Genomic DNA, 21,521 nt, shown 5'->3' with positions numbered 1-21,521 from the left:
ATTGTCATCCCCTCGTTTCACTGCACTTTTAGACGATCTAAAACAGCAGTTTGATAAAGTGATCATTGATACGCCAGCAAGCTTGATCACCAGTGATGCATTTATCGTTGCAAAAGCCACAGACGTGATTTTATTAACTGTCGCGGCAAATAAGACTAAACGTAATGATGTCGAACAAACACTGCATAAATTTAACGCTTATGAGTTAAACGTTGATGGTGTTGTGATTAATAAAGTGCTGTAAGGCTTCTTTTAATAAGGTTTAGCCAGTCATCATCAGTGATAACTGGCTTTAAATAACACTATGCTTGAGATAAAAAAAGACACAGCCATAGGGTTAGTGGCCTCTTTCCTCATTACATCAGCGCTGGTTTGGAATACCTTTCTCGGAGCTGCTGCTGCTGCATTATTTTTACTCGTCGGTGGTGGTGTCGTTATCTTTCATCTCCATCGCACCTTATTAGGCACCCAATATAATTGGATGGTAATGGTGTATCCGGTATTGGCGGTTCTCTCGACTTTATGGTCACAATACCCAGTAGATACCTTTCGTGCGGCAATACAATTTCTGCTAACTACTATTATCGGTATTGCGGTTGTCTACAACATCAAAAAGGAACACTTTTTCGTTGGTTTATCTGCCAGCGTCATCATTATTATGGCATTGAGCTTGGTTTCAAATCGTGTTGAAACCAATGGGATGACTGGGGAAACCGTTTTAATCGGCTATCTCGGCAGTAAAAACTTTCTTGCGCAAACCGCCTCTATCGGCTTCTTTGTCGGGTTCGGTTTGTTCTATGCCTTAGCAAAAACAAAAGTAGAAAAGCTGATTGGTATTCTGTCGCTATTATTTTCTATTGCAGTATTACTCAAAGCCAAATCATTAGGAGCAACGGTGACCTCCTTTGGCTCCATTTTCCTCTGCTTTTGTTTATACCACTTTTCTCATTCACCACTCACACAGCGCTCGCAGAAGGCTATTCTAAACCTTATTTATCTCCTTGCGATGTGTGTGATTATTTTCGTCTATGTCATCTTTGGTACACCTGAATTCAATCACTTTATGATTGAGATTGGTAAAGACCCAACCCTGACAAGCCGAACGCTGATTTGGGCAGAAGGTGAGAAAGCCATCGCACAGGCTCCAATCTTAGGTGCAGGCTATAACGCAATCTTCCAAATCGGTAACCCTATTGGTGAAGCAGTATGGAAAATCGGGTTAGTTCCACCAGGGGTTGGGTTCAACTTCCACAATATGTTTGTGCACTGGACCGTACACTTTGGTTATGTCGGACTGATCATTTATCTGCTGATACTGGCGCGACTGCTTTATAACATCCGTTTAATTGCTTGCGGACACTTTCAAAAAAGAGATTTTATCCCAGTCGCTTATTTTGTGTTTTTCATTTCAAGAAGCGTGCTAGAAGTGGATTGGTTTTCCCAATTTACTATCGCGCATGTCATGTATTGTTATTGCTGGATAGAGCTTGAAAGTAGCGCCCAGAAAGCAAAACAATTAAATAAAAAAGGTACAATTTCATGAAAACAGTGGCTATTTTGGGTGGTTCAGGCTTTATTGCCTCCCATTACATCAAGAAATATATTGCTGAAGATGTAAAGGTTTATTCGATTGATATTCGTGAGCCAAAAGTGCGTCACGACGAAGTCACTTACATTACTCATGATGTTAGAAACCTCGATGGTTTAGTGATTGATGAGCCGATTGATTGCATCTACAACTTTGCAGCGGTTCACACCACACCGGGACATCCAACCCACGAGTATTACGAAACCAACATTGCTGGTGCTAACTCGGTTTGTCAGTTTGCTGAGCGTAATAACATTAAAGAAATTGTCTTCACTAGTTCAATTTCGCCATACGGCCCGGGTGAAGAGCAAAAAGATGAAAACAGCCCATTAACGCCAAATTCTGCGTATGGCTATTCAAAAATGTTAGCAGAGCAAATCCACAAAGCATGGCTTGAGCGCAATAGTGAGTATCAACTAACTATTGTTCGCCCAGCTGTTGTCTTTGGCCCTGGTGAAGGCGGTAACTTCACTCGCCTTGCTGCAATGATGCGCAAAGGTTTCTTTGTCTACCCAGGCCGTAAAGACACTATTAAGGCGTGCATCTATGTGGAAGATTTGATCTTTGCCATTGAAGCAGCACGCGCAACAGAGAATAACTTTGAATTGTTTAACGGTGCTTACCCTGAGCGTTACACCCTAGAACAAATCATTGAAGCCTTTAAAGCTGAGCATTTCCCAGATGTGAAAGTGTACATGGTGCCAAAATTTGTAGTACTTGGCGCTGCGAAGTTACTGCAAATCGTGAACTTCCTAAACGTAGGTATTCACCCTGATCGTGTCATGAAACTGATCCGCTCAACCAATGTTTACCCTGGCTGGTTAGTTGAAAACCACATCGAACTACCAGGCAACCTACAAACAGCGTTAGCACGTTGGTCTAAAGACACTGACGGTAAATTCGACTAATTACCGCATCAATGCGGCAAGTGTTCTCGCTTGTCGCATTACTTTCCTGAGAGCCTCTCTCTTAGATATCAACATCAAAGAACATCCCTATGTCTAAGTCATCCATATCCGGTATGTTATGGCTGTTTTCAAGTAAGCTATTTCCGCCGATCATTAACTTCGCTGTATTTACTTATACGGCGAGAATACTGGCTCCAGAAGACTTTGGTTTAGTCGCCTTAGCACTATCCATCATCTACATTATTTCAAGTTTTCTGCCCTCGGGCTGGCAAAGCGCCATCGTTAAATACCAAGAGTTTGGCAAGCGAGAGTTTAGTACCATTTTAGCGTTTCTGACGTTATGCGGCCTCGCTTTTGCACTGATCGCTTGTTTTGTCATTTCCTTAAATCTTTTTAGCTTTCAGTCTCAGGTATTTAATCTCGCTTTCTATTTAATGGCAATAAAAATGCCCTTTGATGCGGCAGGCCATACTCTCACGTTTATGTTAGTCCGTGAGCAAAAATACAAAGCCTTGGGTTATCGCACCATCTTAGGTGCCATGGTTTCAGCCGTGACCATCCTCAGTTTGCTCTACTTTGATTTTAATATCTGGGCACTGGTGTTATCGCAAACCATTATTTCGATTTTCAACTTGGTTGCTGTCTACATTCCGACTCGTAAAATATTGGGCTGGTCATTCCGTTGGGGATTAATTAAAGAAACGTGGGAGTTTGGCTTATATAACACCCTAATCACAACCGTTGAGAGCATTTCTACCCACTTTGAATCCTTTGTGATTGGTAGCAACATTGGTAAGTACGATTTAGGCTTTTTCAATATCGCTAAACGCTTATCGAATATCATCAACGATATCTTAACTGGCACGTCTTATGACATGTCATTGCCGTATTTATCGAACAGCCAAAACGATCAACAAAGTTTACAACGGGCGATCCGCCAAGCTTTATTCATTACCGGTGCGATCACTTCACCACTGTTTGTGTATGGCTTTATCTATTCTGAGACGATCTTTAATTTCTTGTTCTCTGAAAAATGGATCACTTCAGCGGGTTACTTCCAATTTTTCTGTATCGCATTTTTGTTTATCTCGTACAGCATGATCAACAAAACTGCAATTATAGTGACGAACCGATCACGTTTGTGGTTCCGAGTACAAATGATCATTGCGGCTGTTTATCTGCCAACATTGTACTTTGCCTCAACCATTAATATTCATGCGGTACTGTGGAGCTTCTTAGGCGTTAATGCGCTGTACTTCTTCACCTCGACCTACTTAGTGACCAGTGAAATAAAAACCTCGTTTTATCGTTATTTAAAAAGTTTATGGCCTATTTACAGTGCATTAGGTATCACCGCATTCGCTGCAGTGAACCTGCCTTTAATGCCGTTTAATAACGAATTTTTCAATTTGTGCTTTAGTGCCATTCTCTTTTTAAGCTGTTATGTCGTGTTGTTACTCCTATTCTCACGACACTTTTTATCGATTGATTTATCCAATAAAAAAATCACCTTCCGATAGTGATTTCTGCTTTTTAACTAAGACTTAAAGGTAATATTTTGAGCTGTTTAATTATTATTCCTTGTTTAAACGAAGCTGATCATATTGGTGATCTTTTAACGCATTTTTCTCCATCATTAACAGGCAACAGTAAACTGGTTGTGGTTGATGGTGGCAGCCATGACGGCACTCAAGAAATCGTGGAGCGTTGGTCTGAAAAAGATGATCACATTGTATTGCTTCACAACCCAGACAAGATCCAAAGTGCAGCTATGAACTTAGCGGTGGATCAATTTGGTGATGATTATGAGTACTTCATCCGTATTGATGCCCATGGTCAATACCCAGAAGATTTCATTACCACTTTGCTAACTGAAGCTGAAAAACACCAAGCGGATTCTGTTGTCGTCAGTATGTACACCGAGGGTCATACGCCTTTCCAAGTATCAGCGGCTATCGCGCAAAACTCCAAACTGGGTAATGGTGGCTCACCACACCGCAATGCACAAAACGATGGCAAGTGGGTTGAACATGGTCACCATGCATTAATGAAAGTATCGGCATACCGCGCTGTAGGTGGCTATGATGAAACGTTTGTTGCCAATGAAGATGCTGAGCTAGATAAGCGTTTAACCGATGTCGGTTATAAGATTTGGCTAACGGGTCAAACGGACATGACTTACTTTCCTCGTAAAACGCCAGAGTCACTATTTAAGCAATACTACAACTATGGCAAAGGTCGTGCCGCTAACTGTATTAAGCACAACACGATCCCGAAACTGCGTCAGTTGATCCCATTATCAGTGGTACCTGTATTGTTAATGGCGCTATTACTTGGTGAATGGCACTTTATCTTCGCGTTTCCTGCACTACTATGGGTTGCGGCATGTTTACTCGTAGGCGCTACAGGTAAGTCTGAACGGTTCCCACTCAGTGCTAAGCTTTCAGGGCTCCCTGCAATGATCATGCACTTTGGCTGGTCACTTGGCTTTTGTGCAGCCTTGATCTTCCCAGCATTAAGAAGGAAGCCTGTTCATGATTGATCCTAATGTAATTACGATCGGTTTATGTACTTATCATCGCCAAGAAGTTACAGACACGCTCGATAGCTTATCGAAGATCGCGATCCCTGATGGAAAGCAAATTCAGATCGTGATCGCCGATAACTCGGTTGAGGCAAATTCAAAAGCCTTAATCGAAGATTATGCTGCTCAATCAGCATTGGCGATCTACTATCTTCATGCGCCAGCCTCAAATATCTCGATTGCCCGTAATGCTTGTTTGGAGTGGGCATTAGATCATAGTCAATATTTGATCTTCCTTGATGATGATGAATTTGTGGTGGAGAACTGGCTGAAAGCCCATCTAGATACCGCACAACGTGAACAAGCAGATGTTGTGATAGGCCCGGTATTGGGTATTTACCCAGAGCAAGCACCAGAATGGGTTAAAGCGCTCGACTTACAATCGGTAAAAGAGCCAATCATCGCGCCAAGTGGCAAGATTGAAACCGCAAACTCCGGTAATACCTTAATCAACCTGGATTTTATTCGTCAACACCCACTGCGCTTTGATTTGGAATACGGTCGCTCTGGCGGTGAAGATTCGATTTTCTTTCGTCAGCTAACGATGCAAGGTGGCACCATTGCTTTTTCCGAGCAGGCTGAAGCATCAGAGCATGTACCACTAGCACGCACAGAATATGACTGGCTCTATCAGCGTCGTTTTCGCTGCGGGCAAACCCACGGCAAGATGTTACTGCTCGATAATCCAAGCACCTTCAATCGCTTAAAGCAGATATTGCTCGCTGGCGCTAAAGCGGGATTTAGTTATGTCTATGCGTTGCGCTTTATAAACCAAGAAACCAGCCAAAAGTATTTTTGGAAGTTACGCGTTGCCATACACCTTGGTGTCGTAAGTGGTTTATTTGGAAAACAGCATCTAACCCAATACGGTGACACTCACTGATCTGTTCGATTTTATTCGTGGCTAAATTATGAAAAGAGTTCTGCTCACAACCTTAACTACAGGCTCACGTATGGCGACATTCTGCCAGTGTATTGAGAGCCTACAGCAGCAAAATATCAACGACACATTTAGCATTGATATTTTGGTTGTTGAAAATAATCAAACGCACAATCAAGACGTGGTTGAGGCAATTGCCAGCTATCAGCACGCCCCTTTTACCATTCATCATCAACTTGAAACCACTGCAGGTATTCCTTTCGCGCGTAATAACGCACTACGCTTTGGTCAACAGCAAGGCTTTGATTATTTAGCCTTTGTAGATGATGATGCGATTGCCGATCCAAACTGGATCCAAACGCTATTTGCAGCTTTACAAAACAATCATGTTCAAGTGACCACTGGGCCACAATTTCCCATTTACCCTGATAACACAGCAACGTTATATACCGCAGCCAATGTTTACCATGAACGTAAACTCACTGACGGTGCAGCGCTTTCTTGGGCAGCAACCAATAACGTATTACTTGATCTGAACTTCTTTGCGCAAAACCAATTAGCATTTAATAACCAGCTAATTTTTGGTGGCGAAGATAAGGCATTGTTCCAGCAAGTTGGGCGTCATGGAGGCAAAATCTTATGGGTACAAAACGCCATCATTAGCGAGTTCATTAGCCCTGAGCGTCTGAATGTAAAATGGGCGCTTAAACGTCGTTTTCGCATTGGTGCCACCGAGCTTCAAATTGAATCTTGCATTAATCCACCAGCCAAAAGTTATGCGCGTTGTATTTTCAAAGGCTCAGCATATTTAGCTAAAGGTCTACTGATGTTATTGCCAGATGCCTTACTGCCAAATCGAAGCATTCTCAATTCTTTAGGCGATCTTGTTCATGGCTGTGGCTTTTTCTATGGCTTCTTTGCCAACGTTAAAAGCTACACTTGATCTGAATTATTAAGAGATACCCATACATGGCGAATCCAATTAAAGTTTCCGTTGTCATGGCAGCATGGAACTCTGCTCAATTTATTACGCAAGCAATTGATTCTGTTTTGCAACAAACCGACGTTGAGCTTGAAGTATTAGTGGTCGATGATGCATCCACTGACAATACGGTTGAAGTGGTCAGCAAACATCCCGACCCTCGAGTTAAAGTGATCACCAGTGAGCAAAATGGTGGGCCAGGCGCGGCACGAAATATTGGTTTTCAAGCCTCCCAAGGTGAATGGATTGCTGTGGTCGATTCTGACGATGCAATGAAACCAGAACGCCTTGCTACCATGCTAAAAATGGCAGCGGATGATACCGATATCATTATTGATAACTTCTGTGAACAAACGCCTGATGGCAAGCAAACTGCACCGATTTATAACCGTGTAGAATTACCTGTTGGCGATTTCAGCCTTGCTCATCTCATTGCAACCAATCTAATGTTCAGCAATGTACATTCAACAGGTTATGTGAAGCCTCTATTTCGCAATGCGTTTATCAAACAACATCAAGTGCGTTACTGGCCTGAAGTGAAGATTGGCGAAGACTATTATTTCTTAGCTAACTGCCTAGCTTTTGGGGCAAAAGCACAAGTAGTCGATTCCTGTGGCTATATCTATACCATCCGTGAAGGGTCAATTTCCCGTGTCATTAATATCGAACATATCGATACTTTACTAAAATATGACACTCAATTAGTCAATAGCTTTAACTTTGATAGCGAAGCGACAAAAGCTCAGCAATACCGCACTCAAAATATGCATACCGCGCGTAAATATTTGGAGATAGTTGCCAAGTTAAAGCACAAAGATCTGTCCGCTTTTATCGACATGATTAAATACCCGCAGTCGGCGTTGTTGTTATCGCTACCTGTTAAAAAGCGCCTTAATAAAGTGCTTAACAAATAAAGGCCTGTTATGAAAAGAACTCTTCTCGCTAGCACATTGATTTTGTTCTCTGGATACAGCAGTGCCGCGCAATATGCCACAGCCTCTCATGTCGTCAATAAACAGGATAAGCACCTTATTTGGGCAGATGAATTCAACACAGGCACGAAACCTAACCCAAATGATTGGACCTACGAAACCAAATTCGTTCGTAACCAAGAAGATCAGTACTACACCACCAGCAGTAAGAACTCGCGCATTGAAAACGGTAACTTGGTGATTGAAGCCCTCAAAGAAACCGTGCCTAATGCCGATTACGATCCTAACGGTACACAGTGGCACCAGCAGCGTAAATACGCTTATTACACTTCAGCAAGTTTAACTACAGCTGGTAAGCATTCTTGGATACATAAACGCGTAGAAGTGCGTGCGAAATTACCGCAAGGGCGTGGCACATGGCCAGCTATTTGGCTACTCGGCGACAACATTAAAACCGTTGGCTGGCCGGATTGTGGTGAAATCGACATCATGGAATACGTTGGCTACAACCCACACTTTGCATATTCTACGACCCATAAATCCGATCGTAACCAGACGTTAGGTAACTCCATTCCAGGCGTGATCCAAGATGACAAGCTAGAAGATGGCTTCCATACCTATGCCACTGAATGGGATGACAATGAAGTGCGTTTCTATTACGACGGCAAGTTGTATCACACTCAGCAACGTAACGGTGAAGCGTGGTCATTTAATAAGCCTATGTACTTAATTTTAAACTTGGCTATCGGCGGTGGCTGGGGTGGTCAACAAGGTATTGATGACTCGATCTTCCCACAGAAATTCTTGATTGATTACGTTCGCGTCTACGATCTGAAATAACAAGCTTTAAAGTCACAAATAATGAAGCCTTTCGCATTAAAAAAGAAAGGTGTTCTATTTACTGATATATGCATTAAGCCTCTAATAATATAGCAGTATAAAACGTGATAACTCTACATACATACTAGGATGTACCATGATTAAAAAATGTCTCTTCCCTGCCGCTGGCTACGGCACGCGCTTTTTACCAGCAACCAAGTCAATGCCAAAAGAAATGATGCCAGTGGTCAACAAACCACTGATTGAATACGGTGTTGATGAAGCGATCCAAGCGGGTATGAACCGTATTTGTATTGTTACAGGTCGCGGTAAAAACCCCCTGATGGATCACTTCGATAAAAACTACGAACTTGAGCATCAAATCAGCGGTACTAACAAGGAAGAGCTATTAGTTGATATTCGTGACATCATTGATTCAGCCTACTTCACTTACATCCGTCAGCGCGAAATGAAAGGCTTAGGTCATGCGATCCTTACAGGCCGTGAACTTGTGGGTAACGAACCATTTGCAGTAGTCCTTGCCGATGATCTTTGTGTAACCAATGAAGAGCAACAAGGCGTGCTCGCACAAATGGCCGAGCTGTATAAGCAATTTCGCTGTTCCATTGTAGCGGTTGAAGAAGTGCCAGAAGAAGAGACCCACAAGTACGGTGTGATTTCAGGTCAAATGTTACGTGACGATCTATTCCGTGTTGATAACATGGTTGAGAAACCAGATCCTGGTACTGCACCAAGTAACCTGGCGATCATTGGTCGTTACATTCTAACTCCAGATATCTTTGACATTATTGAACAAACAGAACCAGGTAAAGGTGGTGAAATTCAAATTACCGATGCGCTTATGCAGCAAGCACAAACAGGCTGTGTATTAGCATATAAATTTAAAGGTAAGCGTTTTGACTGTGGTAGCGTTGAAGGTTACATCGATGCAACCAACTATTGCTTTGAACATGTTTACAAAAAAGGTAAACACAAAGAGTTGGCACAACAGCAAACTGGCAAGAAATAACCACACAATCCCGCTTACCCGCGGGATTTTTTTTATCCATTTTACTGTGTTTTTAATCAGTATTTTTTGCTCATTATGATCGACTGTGGAATACTAACCGTTCAATAAAATAAAAGAATTATCACTGATATGGATAACATCGAAGTCAGGGGTGCCCGCACCCATAACCTTAAAAATATCAATCTAACGATCCCTCGCGATAAGCTTATCGTTATCACAGGGTTATCAGGCTCGGGAAAATCTTCTCTGGCTTTCGATACCTTGTATGCAGAAGGACAACGTCGTTATGTTGAATCGCTTTCTGCCTATGCGCGTCAGTTTTTATCCTTGATGGAAAAACCTGATGTTGACCATATTGAAGGGCTTTCGCCTGCGATCTCTATCGAACAGAAATCCACATCACACAACCCACGCTCAACCGTTGGTACTATCACAGAGATCTACGACTACCTGCGTTTGTTGTACGCACGTGTCGGTGAGCCTCGCTGTCCAACCCATGATATTACGCTTGCCGCACAAACGGTTAGCCAGATGGTCGATCAAGTTTTAGCCATGCCAGAAGGCAGTAAGCTGATGCTTCTGGCACCTATCATCAAAGAGCGTAAAGGTGAGCACGTTAAGACGCTGGCAAACTTAGCTGCACAAGGTTATATCCGTGCCCGTATTGATGGAGAGGTATGCGATCTTTCCGATCCACCAACGTTAGAACTTCACAAAAAGCACACTATCGAGGTCGTGGTTGATCGTTTCAAAGTTCGTGACGATCTTCAGATCCGTTTAGCCGAATCATTTGAAACCGCCTTAGAGCTTTCAGGTGGTACTGTCGTGATTGCGCCAATGTCTGGTGAAGAAGGCGAAGAGCAAGTTTTCTCAGCTAACTTTGCCTGTCCACACTGTGGCTACAGCATGCAAGAATTGGAACCTCGCCTGTTCTCGTTTAACAATCCAGCTGGTGCGTGTGGTACTTGTGATGGTTTAGGGGTACAGCAATACTTCGATCCAACACGGGTTGTGCAAAACGGCGAATTAAGTTTATCTGGCGGTGCGATCCGTGGCTGGGATAAACGTAATTTCTATTACTTCCAAATGCTCAAATCCTTATCTGAGTATTATAAATTTGATGTTGAAGCGCCTTTTGATTCGCTTCCGAAGAAAGTCAAAGAGGTGATTTTGAACGGTTCGGGTAATACCGATATCGAATTTAAATACATCAACGATCGTGGTGATATTACGGTAAGACGCCATCCATTTGAGGGTATCCTCAATAATATGGAGCGTCGTTATCGTGAAACTGAATCAAACTCAGTACGTGAAGAGTTAGCAAAATTTGTTTCCACTAAGCCTTGTTCAAGCTGTCATGGTTCACGCTTACGCCAAGAAGCTCGGCATGTGTTTATTGGTGAGACTAACTTGCCGCAAATCTGTGAAATGAGTATTAGCGGCGCACACCAATTTTTTGATGAGTTAGCCTTAACTGGTCAACGTGCGCAAATTGCAGAAAAGATCTTAAAAGAGATCAACGAGCGTTTAAGTTTTCTAATTAATGTCGGCTTAAATTACCTTAGCCTGTCTCGCAGCGCCGATACTTTATCTGGCGGTGAAGCACAGCGTATTCGTCTTGCTAGCCAAATTGGTGCAGGGCTTGTCGGTGTAATGTACGTGTTGGATGAACCTTCCATTGGTCTCCACCAGCGTGATAATGAACGACTACTAAAAACCTTGATTCACCTTCGTGATTTAGGCAATACGGTGATTGTGGTTGAACACGATGAAGATGCTATTCGCGCCGCAGATTACGTGATTGATATTGGTCCTGGCGCGGGTGTTCACGGCGGTAATATCATTGCGCAAGGTGGCGTTAAAGATATCTTAAAATCAAAAGAATCATTAACAGGCCAATACCTCAGCGGTAAAAAAGCGATTGAAATCCCTGCTGAGCGCACACCATTTGATCCGGAGAAAACAGTTAAATTATTGGGCGCTACGGGTAACAACCTAAAAGATGTCAATGTTGAAATCCCTGTTGGTTTGTTTACTTGTATTACCGGTGTTTCTGGCTCAGGCAAATCAACACTGATTAACGATACCTTCTTTGAAATCGCCCATCACAAATTAAATGGCGCAACGACTAGCACACCAGCACCGTACCGTGAGATCCAAGATCTAGAGCATTTTGATAAAGTTATCGACATTAACCAAAGCCCGATTGGTCGAACACCTCGTTCAAATCCTGCCACTTACACCGGTATTTTCACCCCGATCCGTGAGCTATTTTCAGGTACTCAAGAAGCCCGTTCTCGCGGCTATAAACCAGGGCGATTTAGCTTTAACGTTCGTGGGGGCCGCTGTGAAGCATGCCAAGGTGATGGTGTTATTAAAGTTGAGATGCACTTCTTACCAGATGTCTATGTGCCTTGTGATGCTTGTAAAGGGAAGCGTTATAACCGCGAAACCTTAGAGATCCGCTATAAAGGTAAAACCATTGATGAAGTGTTAGAACTTACGGTGGAAGATGCACGAGAATTCTTTGATCCGGTTCCCGCTATTGCAAGAAAGTTACAAACCTTAATGGATGTTGGTTTATCGTATATCCGTTTAGGTCAAGCGGCGACAACCTTATCTGGAGGTGAAGCACAGCGTGTGAAACTGGCAAAAGAATTATCTAAGCGCGACACAGGTAAAACACTTTATATTCTTGATGAACCAACCACAGGCTTACACTTCCACGATATTCAACAGCTACTAACGGTACTGCATAAATTGCGTGATAAAGGTAATACCATTGTGGTGATCGAACATAACTTAGACGTAATAAAAACCGCAGATTGGATCATCGATCTTGGTCCTGAAGGCGGAAGCGGTGGTGGCGAAATTATCGCAACAGGTACCCCAGAAGCTGTGGCTAAAGTGAAGGGCTCACACACAGCAAGGTTCCTTAAACCGCTGCTAGGTTAGAATATGAAAACACGTTAATATATGACAACAGGCTGATTTTACTCAGCCTGTTTTCTTATTTAGATTCAGGAACAACCATGACAGTGTTACAACTCGAAGGCACCAGACTCGAGCAGAAACGGATTTCAAAACCCCTAGTACGCTACTTCCTTGCAACAATTGGGATCATCTTTATTGTTGCAATGCACTATTTCCAACACAATCCAGGCGGCTCAGGGCTTGAGCTCTCATTTAACGCTGTAGTTTGGATCTCTTTTAGCTTCGCTATCTCTTTTGGCTTACTTGAAATTTGTCGCCAACAAATCTGGCGTTATTCTCGTCTGACACTTTTGCTATTTGCTTGCTGTGTACTGCTGACTCTCCCTATTTTTTATCCTAATGCTGATGCTGGTGCGGCGTTTAATCGCCTGTTTACCTTATGGGCTGGATTTTTGTTTTTTGTCAGCTTGCAGCAATTCGTATTTACTCACCAACAGCGCCAACGTTTGTTGTGGTTTATTTTAATCGGCGTGCTGATTGAAGCGGTGTTTGCGTGGTATCAATACCTTTGGATCCCAGCTAAGAACCCTATCGGCTACGACACTATCGCAAACCGCCCTTATGGTATTTTTCAGCAACCGAATGTGATGGCAAGCTTTCTTGCAACAGGTTTAGTGATTGGCACTTACCTATTAGCACGTATCCCGCTCTATCGTGGTAAATGGTCATGGCAACATGTCACCTTACTGGTGACCCCTGTACTCACCATTCCTATGTTAGTGGTGTTGAACTCTCGTACCGATTGGTTAGGTGCAATTATTGGCGTAGCACTCATGCTGCCGTATTTACGTCGCTTTGCCGCCAAACAAGTACAACGCTTATGGCTATTAATGATTGCATTAAGCTTGAGCCTTGCTTGGAATATCGCCTCAACAGAGCATTGGAGTCCTAAATCAAATTCGGCAGAAGTAACCAGTGATGCTCGAGGAGTTATATATCCACAAGCCTATGAGATATTTACCACTAAACCACTCACTGGTTATGGCTACGGAAAGTTTGAAGCCGCTTACATCACGCAAACTGCGTTATGGCACAATGAAGATCCAACGCAACACGCAGGTGTTCCAAGTTTAGATCATCCACATAACGAATTACTTTTCTGGGCAGATGAAGGCGGTATTATGCCACTTATCGGCTTATTGCTTGCTGCATTTGCGGTAATGGTAAAAATAAGAAAAGCGCCTAATGGCACCCAATTAGCCTTAATAGGATTATTTTTCCCTATCGTATTTCACACACAATTAGAGTACCCGTTCTACCACTCTTTAGTGCATTGGCTGACCTTTATCATCCTTATTTTTTGGGTTGATAATCTCACAGCGAAATACCATAAACGCTCCCTACAGTACGTATTAGGATTAAAAGTTTTCGCGCTGATCACCCCTATTTTCATTTCAAGCTTTATGGTAACAACGCTGTATTCTGGCTGGCAGCTCACCAAATTTGAAACAACTAGACCTGTAAACATCGACTACCTACTTAAAGTCAATAACCCATGGTCGTGGAAAAACCGTTTTGATTGGGACTTACAACTTACCCAACTGCAACTTGGTATTGGTAGCGATAAACCAGCGCTGATTGAAGACTATATTCAATGGGCAACCGAGAAAGCGAAAACATGGCCTAGACCTGCACTGTATCAAAACCTGATCCTTGCTTACGATGCCCTCGGCAACAAAGAGCAAGCATCTCAAATCAGAGATGAAGCGCTGTTCTTGTTCCCTGATTTAGATTTTGAGCAGCAAAACAGTCAAGCAAACGCAACTTCTGCTGCGAAATAACCATAAAAAATGGCTACCCACCCGGTAGCCATTTTTATTTACTCATCAATTAATTATTTCAATGTAGTTTCTAGCGCTTTTAAGCACAGCGCAACATTTTCACTTCTTGCACCATAACCCATCAAACCGATACGCCACGCTTTTCCTGCCAACGCACCTAATCCTGCACCGATTTCTAAGTTATAGCGTTGCAACAATTCATTGCGAACCTCTGCATCATCAACACCGTCAGGAATATAAATAGCATTGAGTTGTGGTAACCGTGACGCTTCTTCTACCACAAATTGGATACCTAACTTTTCAAGTCCTGCTTTAAGCTCTTCATGGGCGTTACGATGACGCTGCCACGCATTTTCTAACCCTTCATTATGCAGCAGTACTAACGCTTCATGTAGTGCATATAGACTATTTACAGGCGCGGTATGGTGATAACTACGTTTGCCCTCACCACTCCAATAACCTAACACTAAGCTTTGATCTAAAAACCAGCTTTGCACTTTGGTTTTACGTTGCTGGATTTTATCAATCGCTTTTTGGGAAAACGTTAATGGCGATAACCCCGGCGTACAAGACAAACACTTTTGACTACCAGAATAGACCGCATCTAATTGCCATTCATCCACCAGCAATGGCACACCACCGAGAGACGTCACCGCATCAACGATGGTTAAACAATCATGTTTACGGGCAATTTCCGCCAGTGTTTTCGCATCACTCAATGCGCTAGTTGAGGTTTCTGCATGAACAAACGCCACAATGTTAATGTCAGGATTATCTTGTAATGCTTGCTCAACAAGATCGGGAGACACTGGCGCCCCCCATTCATTATCAACCACAACCGCTATACCACCACAGCGTTCGACATTTTCACGCATACGCTCGCCAAAAACACCATTACGGCACACTAACACCTTATCGCCTGGCTCAACGAGATTAACAAAACACGCTTCCATCCCTGCACTGCCCGGCGCAGAAACAGCAATAGTGAATGGATTTTGGGTTTGGAAAGCATATTGCAGAAGCTGTTTTAACTCATCCATCATACCGATGAACAAAGGGTCTAAATGTCCCACGGTTGGACGACTTAATGCTTGTAATACTTGCGGGTAAATATCCGATGGCCCCGGCCCCATCAGTGTTCTATGTGGCGGAATAAAACTGGTAATTGTCATTATTTTGCTCCGTAAAGTCACAGTCCCTATAGATATTTTTTGTATGGAACGGGTTGCTATCGTTTTAAGAGTATTAGAGCCCTTTCATTGACGCAAGAGTCGATGTCGCATCCCTTACGCACAGTCGCTTAATTTTAAATGTAAATTATTTGTCACATAACATTTGACAAACAGGTAACAAATCTTATTCAATGAGACGATATTTTACTCATGTGTTGTTTTCTATTTAATAACAGCATGTAACTAACACAATATTAAAAAACGGAAGAGGAGCGTTACCTAGGTATCATAATGACAGGGCCCCACCCTAGCGCCATTATGAGAGGGAGAGTAACGCCGAGGTATGACTCATTAGGGGATCAGTCATATCGGCTATGAAGGTTGAATCCTTCTAGCTGTCACCACGCTCAACAATAGAATGTGGTGGGGAGCTTCTGGGTAAGTGCTTTAAATTCACTTCTCATGCTCTCCTGACAGGATGTCGGGAATACTCCCGGACAAATAGCCTACCTTATGATTTGTTTACGATTTAGGGAGAAATAATGGACAACTCTATTGCTAACTCAGCATTGACCGTCGCCAAGTTCGGCGGCACCAGCGTGGCCGATTTCACAGCAATGAGCCGCAGCGCTAAAATTGTTATCGCTAACCCAGATACCAAAATTGTGCTGATTAGTGCCTGTTCAGGTGTTACCAATATCTTAGTTGAACTCGCCAATGGCGTTAGTGATGCCAGTACTCGCCAGCAACGATTACAGCAACTGACACAAACACACCAAGATGTGCTTGATCAACTTAAGCAACCATCAAGTATTCAAGATGCGATTTATAGCTTACTTGACAGTGTTGCGACACTTGCTGAGCAAGCGGCTATTGCAACATCAGCTCAACTAACCGATCAAATCGTTAGTCATGGTGAATTACTTTCAACCTATCTTTTCACTCAAATTTTAGTTGAACAAAATGCACCTGCTGTGCGTGTAGATATTCGCCCAATCATGCGCACAGACGATCAATTTGGTAAAGCGATACCTCAGCCAGAGCAGATCAAACAACAAGCAGAAACACAATTGCTACCATTACTCGATGGTAATATTGTTGTTTCGCAGGGCTTTATCGGTTCAAACAGCCAAGGTGTGACAACAACCTTAGGCCGAGGTGGTAGTGATTATAGTGCCGCGCTTGTTGCAGAAGCTGTGAATGCATCAACATTAGAAATTTGGACCGACGTACCGGGACTGTACACAACCGATCCACGTATCACCCCAGCAGCACAACCGATTAAAGAGATCAGCTTTAGTGAAGCCTCTGAAATGGCAAATTTTGGTGCTAAGATCCTTCATCCATCAACCTTAGTACCAGCTGTTCGTCAACAGATCCCTGTATTTGTCGGTTCATCAAAAGCACCAGAGCAAGGTGGTACTTGGATCCGACAATCGGTAGAAGACGCGCCACTGTTTAGGGCATTAGCACTACGTGCCAATCAAACGATGGTGACACTCACCAGCTTAAATATGTTCCACGCTTATGGTTTCTTGGCCGAAGTATTTCGCATTCTCGCTGAACACAAAATCTCAGTCGATTTGATCACCACATCTGAAGTCAGTGTATCACTCACTCTCGATCAAACCGATACTGGAGGCGGTGCACCAACACTTCCACTTAAAGCTGTCGAAGAGCTAAGCCAATTATGTCGTGTCGAAGTTGAGCAAGGCTTATCACTGGTTGCACTCATTGGTAACCAAATGAGTGATACTAAAGGCTCTGCAAAAGATATCTTTGGTGCATTAGAAGATCATAACCTTCGTATGATTTGTTACGGCGCAAGTCCACACAATCTATGTTTCTTAATCAATGAAGATGAAGCAAAAGACGTCGTTCGTACATTGCACGCCTCTTTACTGGAATAACCCATTCCAAACACACAAATCTTAAATAAACAAAAAGGCGCATTGAGCGCCTTTTTTATTCATCTCTATTGAGGTATTACAGATTTGGCCCAAGCCATTTTTCAGCTTCGATCAAATCCCAGCCTTTACGATCAGCATAACTTTCAAGCTGATCTTGTTGGATCTGCGCTACCGCAAAGTAACGTGAATCAGGATGAGAGAAATACCAACCCGATACCGAAGCGCCTGGGTACATGGCATAACTGGTGGTTAATGACATGCCAATATTCTCTTCCACATTCATCAGCTCCCATAGCGGTGCTTTCTCAGTGTGTTCAGGACAAGCAGGGTAACCCGGTGCTGGTCGAATACCTTGATACTTTTCGCGGATCAAATCTTCATTTGATAGATTTTCATCCGCTGCATAACCCCAAATTTCTTTACGCACTCGCTCATGAAGGTATTCAGCGAACGCTTCTGCTAAACGATCGGCAACTGCTTGGATCATAATGGCATTATAGTCATCACCTTGGGCTTTATACTCGTCCGCCAATTCGCGCTCACCAATACCACCTGTAACCGCAAAGGCACCAATCCAGTCAGGTTTACCCGATTCTTTTGGTGCAATGTAGTCAGAGATACAATAGTTAAAACCTTTTGGCTTCTCAGTTTGCTGACGCAAGTTATGCAGCACTGTTGCGACTTCGGTACGTGATTCATCGGTGTATACTTCGATATCATCCCCAACACTTGCAGCTGGGAACAAACCACACATACCACGCGCTTTTAATAAGCCTTCTTTCTCAACACGATCAAGCAACTCATTAGCATCAGCAAATAAACGTTTCGCTTCTTCACCCACTTCTTCGTGTTCAAAGATCTTTGGATATTTCCCGACTAACGACCATGTCATAAAGAATGGTGTCCAATCGATATAATTGCGAAGCGTGGCAATATCAAAGTCATCGAAAATATGAATACCCGGTTTAACAGGCACTGGCGGTGTATACGCATCCCAATCAATCGCTACTTTATTAGCACGCGCTTTTTCTAAAGTAACAGGCTTTGTACGTGGACGCTTACGCGCATGCTGTTCACGTACAATGTCATAATCAGCTTGCAGCTTTTCAACAAACCCAGGCTTCAATGTGTCTGATAACAATGAAGAGCACACACCGACCGCACGTGATGCGTTATTCACGTATACCACAGGCTGATTGTAGTTTTGTTCAATTTTCACTGCTGTGTGTGCTTTAGAGGTGGTTGCACCACCAATCAATAACGGTAGATCAAAACCTAAACGTTCCATCTCTTTAGCAACATGTACCATTTCATCCAGTGATGGAGTGATCAAACCTGATAGACCAATAATGTCGACGTTTTCTTCTTTGGCAACTTTTAAAATCTGATCACAAGGTACCATGACACCAAGATCAATGATCTCGTAGTTATTACACTGCAATACCACGCCAACAATGTTCTTACCGATATCGTGAACATCGCCTTTTACTGTTGCCAACAAAATCTTACCGTTCGTACTACCAGCTTGTTTTTCGGCGTTGATATAAGGCTCAAGGTGAGCAACGGCTTGCTTCATAACACGGGCAGATTTCACCACCTGCGGCAAGAACATCTTCCCTTCGCCAAACAGATCGCCGACTACGTTCATGCCATCCATTAAAGGGCCTTCAATGACCTCTAGCGGTTTAGTCGCATTAACACGGGCCTCTTCTGTATCTTCCACAATAAACTCGGTGATCCCTTTAACAAGCGCATGCTCTAAACGCTTTTCTACCGCCCAAGTTCGCCACTCTAATGCAGAAGCATCATCTTCTTTACCTACGCCTTTACCTGCGTATTCCGCAGCAATATCTAATAGGCACTCTGTACCATCATCACGACGGTTTAGAACGACATCTTCAACTGCTTCTCGCAACTTATCTGGAACGTTATCGTAGATCTCAAGTTGACCCGCATTCACGATCCCCATATCCATACCGTTTTTGAAACAGTGATAAAGGAAGACGGCGTGAATAGCTTCACGAACATAGTTATTGCCACGGAAGGAGAAGGAGACATTAGATACGCCACCTGAAATCATCGCATACGGCAAATCACGTTTAATATCAGCGACGGCCTCAATGAAATCCACCGCATAGTTATTGTGCTCTTCAATACCTGTGGCTACAGCGAAAATATTCGGATCGAAAATAATGTCTTCTGGGGGGAAACCGACTTCATCAACTAAGATACGATACGCTTTAGTACAAATTTCCAGTTTACGTTCACGGGTTTCAGCCTGACCGACTTCATCAAACGCCATTACGATAACCGCAGCACCATAACGACGGATCAATTTCGCCTGTTCAACAAACTTTTCTTTGCCTTCTTTAAGCGAAATTGAGTTAACAATGCCCTTACCTTGAATACATTTCAGGCCAGCCTCAATTACTTCCCACTTGGAGGAATCGACCATGATTGGCACTTTGGAAATTTCTGGCTCAGACGCACACAGATTTAAAAATCGTACCATGCACGCTTCGGCATCAAGCATGCCTTCATCCATATTAATATCGATGATTTGAGCACCATTCTCGACTTGCTGGCGTGCAACATCTAATGCTTCGTCATATAGCTGTTCTTTGATCAAACGTTTAAAACGCGCAGAGCCCGTTACGTTAGTACGCTCACCAACGTTTATAAATAGACTTTCTTTTTCAATAGTAAGAGGCTCTAACCCCGATAAACGGCACGCTACGTTAATATCTGGCAATGATCGAGGCTTAATATTCTCAACCGCTTGCGCCATTTGACGAATATGCTCTGGCGTCGTACCACAACAACCACCAATCAAATTTAAAAAACCGCTTTCAGCCCACTCTTTAACGTGTTCTGCCATATCTTCAGGAGAGAGATCGTATTCACCAAACGCATTAGGTAAGCCCGCATTCGGGTGAGCAGAAACAAAAGTCTCAGAGATACGAGAGAGTTCATCGACATAAGGGCGAAGCTCATCAGGGCCAAGTGCACAGTTCAAACCAAAAGAGAGCGGTTTAATATGACGTAATGAGTTATAAAACGCCTCGGTAGTTTGACCAGAAAGGGTACGTCCTGACGCATCGGTGATAGTGCCTGATATCATAACGGGTAATGTGATACCCATTTCTTCAAACACACAATCAACGGCAAAGGCACACGCCTTGGCGTTCAATGTATCGAAGATAGTTTCAATTAAAATAAGATCCGAGCCGCCCTTAATAAGCGCACGGGTTGATTCAGAATAGGCTTCAACAAGCTCGTCGAAAGAGACATTACGATAACCAGGATCGTTAACATCAGGCGAGATAGAACAAGTACGGTTGGTTGGACCTAACACACCAGCGACATAACGAGGCTTATTGGGTGTTTTTGCTGTCCATTCATCAGCAGCAGCACGAGCAAGACGCGCGGCTTCAAAGTTAATTTCAACACTCAACGATTCCATGTCGTAATCCGCCATAGCAATCGTTGTAGCATTAAAGGTATTAGTTTCTAAAATATCCGCCCCAGCTTCAAGGTAGGAAAGGTGAATATCTTTAATAAGCTGAGGTTGAGTTAAAACCAGAAGATCATTATTGCCTTTCAGATCAGAATGCCAATCAGCAAAGCGCTGACCGCGATAATCCTCTTCTTCAAGTTTATAACCTTGGATCATGGTGCCCATACCACCATCGATGATCAATATTTGCTGCTCTAACCGCTTATGCAGTAATTCCTTGCTGTTTAACACTACACTACATCCTTATAATCCATTACAGCTTTGCAACATCCTATCACACTTCAATTCGTGATAAAGAAAGCTAAAGATAATTTAAACAACAAAAGCATTTCAAAATAAAACAAATTATCAGTAGCCATTAAGATCTGATGGTTTTACTATTTCGTCACAAATCCCCTAACAACTCAACCACTCTAGAGGTTAC

15 protein-coding genes and 1 riboswitch are annotated in these 21,521 nt (G+C 43.0%); of the genes, 13 read left to right on the top strand and 2 right to left on the bottom strand.

Annotated features, from left to right (window positions below):
* The first annotated feature begins 1 nt into the window (after position 1).
* The 12 genes from Q7674_RS08355 to Q7674_RS08300 all read left to right on the top strand — a co-directional run bounded on the left by Q7674_RS08355 (position 2) and on the right by Q7674_RS08300 (position 14,498).
* The gene (locus Q7674_RS08355) at positions 2–244 is read left to right on the top strand and encodes a P-loop NTPase family protein (protein WP_305423515.1); all 243 of its coding nucleotides are present in this window, start codon (positions 2–4) and stop codon (positions 242–244) included.
* A gap of 60 nt (positions 245–304) precedes the next feature.
* Positions 305–1,543, top strand: a complete 1,239-nt coding sequence (locus Q7674_RS08350; protein ID WP_045063215.1) for an O-antigen ligase family protein — start codon at positions 305–307, stop codon at positions 1,541–1,543.
* Positions 1,540–2,496 (top strand): NAD-dependent epimerase/dehydratase family protein, encoded by a 957-nt coding sequence (locus tag Q7674_RS08345; protein ID WP_045063217.1) that lies wholly within the window; start codon positions 1,540–1,542, stop codon positions 2,494–2,496. The genes Q7674_RS08350 and Q7674_RS08345 overlap by 4 nt, the downstream gene beginning before the upstream one ends.
* A gap of 89 nt (positions 2,497–2,585) precedes the next feature.
* A complete protein-coding gene (locus tag Q7674_RS08340) occupies positions 2,586–4,016 on the top strand; it encodes an oligosaccharide flippase family protein (protein ID WP_045063219.1) in 1,431 nt (476 codons plus the stop codon).
* 38 nt (positions 4,017–4,054) lie between these two features.
* Positions 4,055–5,038: a glycosyltransferase family 2 protein gene (locus Q7674_RS08335; protein WP_045063221.1), complete on the top strand. Its 984-nt coding sequence runs from the start codon at positions 4,055–4,057 to the stop codon at positions 5,036–5,038.
* On the top strand, positions 5,031–5,963 hold the full coding sequence (locus Q7674_RS08330) for a glycosyltransferase family 2 protein (RefSeq protein WP_045063222.1): 933 nt from the start codon (positions 5,031–5,033) through the stop codon (positions 5,961–5,963). Before Q7674_RS08335 ends, Q7674_RS08330 begins: the two co-directional genes overlap by 8 nt.
* Positions 5,964–5,991: 28 nt before the next feature.
* Positions 5,992–6,903, top strand: a complete 912-nt coding sequence (locus Q7674_RS08325; protein WP_045063224.1) for a glycosyltransferase family 2 protein — start codon at positions 5,992–5,994, stop codon at positions 6,901–6,903.
* A gap of 26 nt (positions 6,904–6,929) precedes the next feature.
* Positions 6,930–7,856, top strand: coding sequence for a glycosyltransferase family 2 protein (locus tag Q7674_RS08320; protein WP_045063225.1), 927 nt, complete (start codon positions 6,930–6,932; stop codon positions 7,854–7,856).
* A 9-nt stretch (positions 7,857–7,865) separates the two neighbouring features.
* The gene (locus Q7674_RS08315; protein WP_305423514.1) at positions 7,866–8,714 is read left to right on the top strand and encodes a glycoside hydrolase family 16 protein; all 849 of its coding nucleotides are present in this window, start codon (positions 7,866–7,868) and stop codon (positions 8,712–8,714) included.
* 136 nt (positions 8,715–8,850) lie between these two features.
* Complete coding sequence (galU, locus tag Q7674_RS08310; RefSeq protein WP_045063228.1) at positions 8,851–9,723, top strand: UTP--glucose-1-phosphate uridylyltransferase GalU; 873 nt, start codon at positions 8,851–8,853, stop codon at positions 9,721–9,723.
* 129 nt (positions 9,724–9,852) lie between these two features.
* The gene (gene uvrA / locus Q7674_RS08305; RefSeq protein WP_045063230.1) at positions 9,853–12,678 is read left to right on the top strand and encodes an excinuclease ABC subunit UvrA; all 2,826 of its coding nucleotides are present in this window, start codon (positions 9,853–9,855) and stop codon (positions 12,676–12,678) included.
* A gap of 77 nt (positions 12,679–12,755) precedes the next feature.
* On the top strand, positions 12,756–14,498 hold the full coding sequence (locus tag Q7674_RS08300; RefSeq protein WP_305423512.1) for a PglL family O-oligosaccharyltransferase: 1,743 nt from the start codon (positions 12,756–12,758) through the stop codon (positions 14,496–14,498).
* A 53-nt stretch (positions 14,499–14,551) separates the two neighbouring features.
* On the opposite strand, the gene Q7674_RS08295 is transcribed toward Q7674_RS08300, so the two are convergent.
* Positions 14,552–15,670 (bottom strand): pyridoxal-phosphate-dependent aminotransferase family protein, encoded by a 1,119-nt coding sequence (locus Q7674_RS08295; RefSeq protein ID WP_305423511.1) that lies wholly within the window; start codon positions 15,668–15,670, stop codon positions 14,552–14,554.
* Between the two features lie 257 nt (positions 15,671–15,927).
* Positions 15,928–16,112: riboswitch (Lysine riboswitch) on the top strand.
* A gap of 100 nt (positions 16,113–16,212) precedes the next feature.
* Between Q7674_RS08295 and lysC the strand changes: the two genes are divergently transcribed.
* Positions 16,213–17,580, top strand: coding sequence for a lysine-sensitive aspartokinase 3 (gene lysC, locus Q7674_RS08290; protein WP_045063233.1), 1,368 nt, complete (start codon positions 16,213–16,215; stop codon positions 17,578–17,580).
* 76 nt (positions 17,581–17,656) lie between these two features.
* On the opposite strand, the gene metH is transcribed toward lysC, so the two are convergent.
* A complete protein-coding gene (gene metH / locus Q7674_RS08285) occupies positions 17,657–21,328 on the bottom strand; it encodes a methionine synthase (RefSeq protein WP_045063235.1) in 3,672 nt (1,223 codons plus the stop codon).
* Between the last annotated feature and the right edge of the window lie 193 nt (positions 21,329–21,521).

It is taken from the genome of Photobacterium leiognathi (genome assembly GCF_030685535.1).
Lineage (GTDB): Bacteria > Pseudomonadota > Gammaproteobacteria > Enterobacterales > Vibrionaceae > Photobacterium > Photobacterium leiognathi.
The sequence above is the reverse complement of the archived record's forward strand: the minus strand, read 5'-3'. Positions and strand labels throughout refer to the sequence as shown.